Origin of the sequence: Salinivibrio socompensis S35 (assembly GCF_000513715.1) — a bacterium.
Taxonomy (GTDB): domain Bacteria; phylum Pseudomonadota; class Gammaproteobacteria; order Enterobacterales; family Vibrionaceae; genus Salinivibrio; species Salinivibrio socompensis.
On sequence record NZ_AQOD01000161.1, the window covers coordinates 1 to 7,224 of the forward strand.

The window sequence follows — 7,224 nt, forward strand, 5'->3', positions numbered from 1 at the left end:
CCCGCCCTGGATGCGACCCGGAATGGTTTGCTTGACGGCTTGGAGAAGCGAGGATATATCCAAGATGATAACTTGGCGTTCAAATATCAGACTGCCCAGGGTAACCCAGCCATCGCCGTGCAAATTGCGCGTCAATATGTCGGCGAGCAACCTGACGTATTAGTGGGTATTGCGACACCATCCGCCCAAGCACTCGCGGCCGCGACACGCGATGTCCCGATTATTTTTACAGCGGTGACGGATCCTGTCGGCGCCAAACTGGTGAAAGATATGGCCGCACCAACAGGTAACGTGACTGGGTTGTCTGATCTGTCCCCTGTTGCCCAGCATGTCGCGCTCGCCAAAGAGCTTCTCCCTAACCTTTCTACGATCGGGGTGGTATACAATCCCGGTGAAGCGAACGCCGTCACCTTGGTCGATTTGCTAAAAAAAGCGGCAACAGAACATGGTATTAAAGTGATCGAAGGAACGGCCTTGAAAAGCGCAGATGTACAATCTGCCGCGCAAGTCGTTGCCACCCAATCAGATATTATTTATGCGCCAACGGATAATACCGTCGCCAGTGCCATTGATGGCTTAATCGCGGCCGCCAACTCAGCCAATACGCCTGTCCTTGGGGGATCGACATCTTATATCCCAAACGGTGCGGTGGTGGCACTTGGGTTTGATTATTACTCAATCGGGGTACAGACCGCAGACTATGTTGCGGCTATCTTAGACGGTGAACCCATTTCGTCTCTGCCTGCCAACGTTGCGGAAGGATCTGATTTAGCCGTTAATCGTTCGGCTGCGGACAAATTGGGGATCGACGTGCCAGCCTCAATTTTAGATCGCGCCGCGCATATCACAGACTAGTTTGTATCAGTCTAGGAGTAGTTAATGACGGCAATTGCGTTTTTCGGCACCTTAGAAGTCGGCCTGGTTTACGGCTTAGTTGCGCTCGGTGTCTATCTCACTTTTCGTGTACTCGATTTTCCCGATTTAACGGTTGATGGCAGTTTTCCGATGGGCGCCGACGTCGCCGCGACCCTGATTGTAGCCGGTTATAACCCCTGGTTTGCTACCGCAATGGCCATTTTGGCGGGTGGTATTACAGGATTGGTCACCGCATTTCTCACCGTAAAGTGTGGCATCCTCAATTTGCTCGCCAGTATTTTGACCATGATTGCCGCGTTTTCAGTGAATATTCGCATTATGGGGCGCCCCAATATTGCTTTGCTCGGCGAAGAAACCATTCTGACGCCCTTTGAGTCACTTGGGATTGCCCCCGTCTATCTACGACCCTTAGTGGTAGGCGTGTTAGTGATCATTAGCGGGCTATTGGTGATCCGCTTATTAGCCAGTGATTTTGGCCTGGGTTTACGCGCGACTGGTGTTAATGCGCGAATGGTTCAAGCACAAGGCGGCAGCACAGCGATGTACACCTATTTTGGTCTCGCCCTTTCTAATGCCTTTGTCGGCTTTGCCGGCGCATTATTTGCGCAAACCAACAGCTTTGCTGATGTCACTTCTGGCGTTGGCACCATCGTGGTCGGCCTCGCCGCCGTGATCCTCGGACAAACATTACTGCCTGGGCGTAAAGTCTGGGTCGCCGTTGTAGCCGTGATTCTTGGCTCCATTCTATACCGCCTCGCTGTCGGGTTTGCATTGTCGAGTGGCATGTTCGGTCTTCAAGCCTCTGATCTTAACTTGGTCACCGCGGTGCTGGTGGCCGTGGCATTGATCGCCCCCAAAATGCGCCAACAGTATCAAAAGTCCAAGCGCGCAAAACAGGCCGAGGTGTCAGGATGATCACGCTTAACAATATTCAGGTCACGTTTAACCCAGGAACCGTCCTCGAAAACCGTGCACTGCGGGGCGTGAGCTTATCCATTCCCGAGAACGAATTTGTCACCATCATTGGCTCTAACGGCGCGGGGAAATCAACCTTACTTGGCGCAGTCACCGGTGAAACGCCCATGATTGGCGGACAAGTGATGATCGATGATATTGATGTGACCAAAAAGGCTGTGCATCAGCGCGCTACTCTGGCCGCACGCGTCTTTCAAGATCCCCTTGCCGGCACCTGCGCGTCGTTGACGATCGAAGAAAATTTAGCGCTGGCTTATCGGCGAGGTAAAGGCCGTGGTTGGTCGCGCGCACTCGGCACTAAACGCCGCAAGCTATTTCAAGAGCGGATCGCTATCTTGGGCCTCGGATTGGAAGACAGGCTCGGTGATAGCATCGGCCTGTTGTCTGGCGGTCAGCGACAAGCGGTAAGTTTGGTCATGGCTACTTTATCGAACAGTAAATTGCTACTACTTGATGAACACACTGCCGCACTGGATCCACGTATGGCCGCATTCGTGATTGATTTGACCAAAACCATCGTCAATGAGTTTAACCTCACCGCCATGATGGTGACCCACTCGATGAAAGATGCTTTGGCGTGCGGAGATCGGACCGTGATGTTACACCAAGGCAATATCGTTCTTGATGTACATGGTGATGAACGTAAAAACATGGACGTTCCACATCTTTTGGATATGTTCAACAAAGTGCGCGGTGAAACCTTGGCCGACGACAGTTTACTGCTTGGCTGATCGGTTAGGCGCTTCATCCCCGTGGTAAGCGCCTAATTTTCCATTCTCCCTGTCAAGTTTTTCGTGATAACCCACTATCCATGCTAGGGTAACTGTCTCTTAGTAAGGAATTGATCATGGACATAAAAAGCGTATTGCTCGCCTTGTTGGTCGTGCTGATTTGGGGCGTCAACTTTTCGGTGATTAAAGTTGGACTTGAAACCCTGCCACCCATTTTTTTCTCTGGGCTGCGGTTTTTTATCGTCGCCTTGCCGGCGGTATTTTTTATTCCCCGACCTAAAGTCAAACTGTGGCAACTTTTCGCTGTCGGGCTTAGCTTGGGGGTCATTAAGTTTAGTTTGCTGTTTATGGCGATGCAGGATGACGCATCAGCAGGGATTGCTTCCTTGTTCCTCCAGTCACAAGTAATTTTTACCATTGTACTTAGCGCATTGATCTTAAGAGAAATGGTCACTTGGCCGCAGCGAATCGGGCTGCTTGTTGCTTTTATCGGCTTTGGACTCTTCTTTTTCACCTCAACCGGGAGCGCAACATTCACCGGCGTGGCGATGATTGTTGCGGCAGGCTTTTTCTGGGCAATCGCTAATTTGGTGATGAAACAGATGCCGGGCGTGAACCTTATGCACTTTATGGTGTGGGTGAGCTTAATCCCACCGATTCCATTATTTGCCCTCTCCTACTGGTTTGAAAGCCATCAGCCTTTTGCATTACTACAAGCGACGCCGTTATCAGGTTGGCTCTCGATAGCCTACGTAGGGTATTTGTCCACCTTGGTGGCATTTGCCATCTGGGGATGGCTTCTTAATCAGCATACCTCTGCATCCGTCACTCCTTTCGCGCTATTGATCCCCATCGTCGGCATGGGCGCGGCATCGATAGGGCTTGGCGAAAGCTTATCGATGATCGAATGGCTAGGGGCGGCGTTGATTGTTGTCGGCTTGAGTCTGTCTGTATTAGGTCGGCGAATCGGCCGGTGGCTGGGGTTAAAATCTCGCAACGCGGACGACGTCTGCGCTGTGATGTTTTCACTTGGCCACCTTATTACTTGGCCACCACTGATTGAGCAAGCGTCCTCCCTAAAGAGGCTGATAACTGACCAACAATGATCGAACATAAGCCATCAACTCAGGATTACCATATTTTGATAAGCTGACCGCATGGAAGCGATTTTGCTTTACCTTCAATGCCTCGACCTTTTCGATCATGGTATCGGATTGCTTGGGGGCAATGAAGTCCGAGACCACCACTAAATCTGCGTTTTGATAGCGCTCGCCAGCCATAAGATCGAGCGCTTTTTCAATCACAGGCGCCATATCTGTCCCACCGTGAAACCGGTACGAGAGGAAGCTCATTGCCTCTTGTAAACCTTCCTCGCCTGTTAGCTCGTAACTGATATGATCGGTCGAAAAGAGCATGACATAACAATCACGATGCTCCGTCGCGGCAATGCGCATCAATACATAGGCGAGCGCTTTGGCGCATTGTTCTGGGAATCCACTCATCGAGCCCGAGGCATCGACAGCAATTGATAAGGCCCTTTTTTGCTCTGGCTTGGATTGGCTAGGGACGTGCGTCTCTACTTTTTTCCGACGATGGGCTTGGCCCGTCATTTGATAATTAAGCAATTGTTTATCGACAAGCTGCTTATAAAAAACAGTCTCGAGTGCTGGATCCGCCAACAGCACGGCCTCATTGGGCAAGAGACGGTCGACACGATCACTTTGGCAAATGCCGGTGATGTCATCAGGGACATCAATTTGCTTTTCCGGCACGGTCTTTAGCGTTTCCGTCGGCTGCTGGCTAGGGCCTTGGCTATCAACATGGTTAGCCATTCGCCCCAGCTGCTCGGCAATCGCTTGCAACTCGGGATTTTTCTCTAAAAATGCTACAAAGCGTTTTAATAGCGTGACATCTTGCTGAGATAACGAGCTGGCCGCCATATCCCACAGGCGACCGACTTTGCTGATATCGCCCGACTGATCAACACCATCCATTTTCTGGTAGGTTGAGATTCGGCGGTAAAGATCGTCAAGTAGCTTTTGCTTTTGTGCTTCAACGCTTTCAGATTGCACCTTTTCTATTTCTGCTTTTAAGTGTGCGTGCCACCGATTACAAAAATACGATTGAAACATAGGATCGCCGTGCTCAGCCTGGTGTGCCGCCAGCCTTTTCGCTTGATCATAAAAAGAGGAAACCGATTTTAAATCATCTAATAACGCGTCAATCTGTTTTTCAAAATCACGCGCAGTTTTTTCTGTCGCTTGCTCGTAACATTGAATTTCTTTTTTCAATGCGTCCGACAAACCTTGTTGCACAAGTTTACGTTGGGTGTGACCACGCCAGCGGTTGAGCTGCTGTTTCACCGCACGTTTAATCGCGGGGCTGCGCTCTGTCAAGACGAGCAACTGAGGATGAGACATCAGTTCGGTCATGGCCGCATCGATCAACCCCGACTCAGCCAACATTAACCCCATGTTTAGGCTCTCAGCACTCAGCATCACTGGCTCCGGAGAAAAATTCTCCCAGTCTTGCTAGACGATTGACTTGACGCTCTAGCGTGTCGATTTGATTTTTGACTTGATGTTCCACATCAACCAAGCTTGCTGATGCTGTCTCAAGCAGGTCCGGTTGGGCAAACAAGTGAGGCAGGCTGGCATTGAGCTGACTACGTGCTCGACGGATCAAAAACTGCGCATGCTGCAATTGTTCACGCGCTTGGTCAGTCTGCGCACGCCAATGCGCTAACTGCTCATGATTAGGATCATTAACACCAACCAGAGCGACCGGAACCGGGCGGTTAGCAATATCTTTGATCACTAGCGCGTGGTGCGCATCCCATTCTAGCGTCAGGCGACACAGGTGATTATTTTTATTCACATAGCCGTATAAATCCGTGCTTCCAGCTTTAAGTTTTTTCTCGATATCAGCGGCATCTAGGTAAATCCAGCGACTATCCCCTTTTTCTTGTTCTGATACGGAAGGGTTGGCACTTAATAAAACAAATCTAACCAGATCGCGGCTTTGATTAACGGTAAAGCGTGGACATTGACTCACATCAATCAATGATTTTCGACTAAGACCAGAGTTGTTCGCTTCTTGTCGATATGCCAAAGCGTCGATGGTGCTTTGTTCAATCTCGCTTAACGCCGCTTGTACATCTTCTAGCAACGCCAGCACTTCTTGCTGATCAAACAAGACTTCAGCCGCAAAGCGACGCATCACCTGGGTGACCACATCGCGTGATTCTGGGCTGTGCCATAAACAATCTTCGAGGAGTAACAAGTCAAGTGGTGCGACCTCATCTCGCCCATTAAAAAATGCCGCAGCTTTCAGTAAACGCACCGCTTTTTTCCAACGTCTGTCAGAGACATACAGCTCAGAAGGATCAAACTGGGTTTGGTCATTCGCCGCATGCTCCAGCCGCTTTTTCAGCGTATACAGCTTTTCAAAAATCGTGTCGGAAAATGTCAACGTGGGGATGACCGTTTGCCATTCTTGATATTCTTGATAACCGATTTTTAATTGGTCCGATATCGTGGCTTCACCTTGGTTTGGCTCGGTAAGCATCAGCTTAAAGTTTTTCTTCTCTTGGATTCGATTGACGAAAACGCGGAGTAACATACGATCATAGAGCGCATCGAGGCCACTATCTGGATCAGGTAATTCATTAGACGCGGTAACCAACAACCGCATGGGGACAGGATAAACATGTTCACCGTTTTTAAAGGTGCGTTCGTTCACCACGGTGAGTAAGGTATTGAGGATCGCTGGGCCTGCTTTCCATATTTCGTCTAAGAAGACAACGTCGGCATTCGGTAAATAACCCTCCGTTAAGCGTACATATTTACCGTCATCTTTTAGCGCCTGAATCGAGAGCGGACCAAACACTTCTTCCGGTGTCGAAAAACGCGTCATCAAATATTCAAAAAATTGGCTATTATCAAACGCTCGATCAAACGTTTGGCAATATAGCTTTTGGCAATGCCTGGCGGCCCAAGCAAAAAGACACTTTCGCCAGCGAGTGCGGCCAATAGACACATTTTGATGGTGTGCTCGCGTTCATAAACCCCACTAGATAGTGCATCAATAAGGCTGGCAATACGCTCGGGCAACAGAGCGCGACGGCTGACGGTGGCAAGATTTTGAGACAAGTGGCACTCCGCTATTTATGGCTAGGTGTCATCGTTAACGCGTTTCACTAAAAAGCTTTGCTGCTCTTTAACCATGGCAAGGTTCAGGCACTTTGCCATTGGTAGGTGGCTTTTATGCTTAAAAAACGACCTACTATGTAACTTAATATTACTTTATGTATGAAAATATCTCTTAATTATCAAATGAGGGACATGGCGGGCTTTCCTTTTACTTTCAGCGCCTTAAGTAGGGAATGCAAATCCCGACAAACCCCTTTAACCCCCTAAAACATGCCCCAAATAGTGCCCCATTTACAAATTATGTCCCAAATAGTGTCCCATTTTTGCCCCTCTCACGCCACAAAAAGTCCCGAAAATCGAGGCTCCCAATCCCTTGTCCATTCCCAGGCCTTGCTCAATTCAGCAATTCATCGATAACCCCATCAATTTCACTCAGCTTACTTATCATCCAACACCGAACTGCATCACTTTCCAAAGAAAGCTCATCATTC

Annotated in this window: 5 protein-coding genes and 1 pseudogene; 4 read left to right on the forward strand and 2 right to left on the reverse strand. The window is 49.3% G+C overall.

Going from position 1 to position 7,224, the window contains the following annotated elements:
- The 4 genes from DZ54_RS0115410 to DZ54_RS0115425 all read left to right on the forward strand — a co-directional run.
- On the forward strand, nucleotides 1-855 hold an 855-nt coding region (locus tag DZ54_RS0115410; RefSeq protein WP_025675040.1), incomplete at its 5' end, for an ABC transporter substrate binding protein.
- 24 nt (nucleotides 856-879) lie between these two features.
- On the forward strand, nucleotides 880-1,791 hold the full coding sequence (locus tag DZ54_RS0115415) for an ABC transporter permease (RefSeq protein WP_025675041.1): 912 nt from the start codon (nucleotides 880-882) through the stop codon (nucleotides 1,789-1,791).
- The gene (locus DZ54_RS0115420) at nucleotides 1,788-2,582 is read left to right on the forward strand and encodes an ABC transporter ATP-binding protein (protein WP_025675042.1); all 795 of its coding nucleotides are present in this window, start codon (nucleotides 1,788-1,790) and stop codon (nucleotides 2,580-2,582) included. The genes DZ54_RS0115415 and DZ54_RS0115420 overlap by 4 nt, the downstream gene beginning before the upstream one ends.
- Nucleotides 2,583-2,698: 116 nt before the next feature.
- Nucleotides 2,699-3,688, forward strand: coding sequence for an EamA family transporter (locus DZ54_RS0115425; RefSeq protein ID WP_025675043.1), 990 nt, complete (start codon nucleotides 2,699-2,701; stop codon nucleotides 3,686-3,688).
- Here DZ54_RS0115425 and viaA read toward each other — a convergent pair.
- Together viaA and DZ54_RS22420 are read right to left on the reverse strand one after the other, a co-directional pair.
- Nucleotides 3,659-5,080, reverse strand: a complete 1,422-nt coding sequence (viaA, locus tag DZ54_RS22415) for an ATPase RavA stimulator ViaA (RefSeq protein WP_037354843.1) — start codon at nucleotides 5,078-5,080, stop codon at nucleotides 3,659-3,661. The two genes, DZ54_RS0115425 and viaA, sit on opposite strands and share 30 nt — an antisense overlap.
- A pseudogene (locus tag DZ54_RS22420) lies at nucleotides 5,067-6,733 on the reverse strand (AAA family ATPase). Before DZ54_RS22420 ends, viaA begins: the two are co-directional and overlap by 14 nt.
- Between the last annotated feature and the right edge of the window lie 491 nt (nucleotides 6,734-7,224).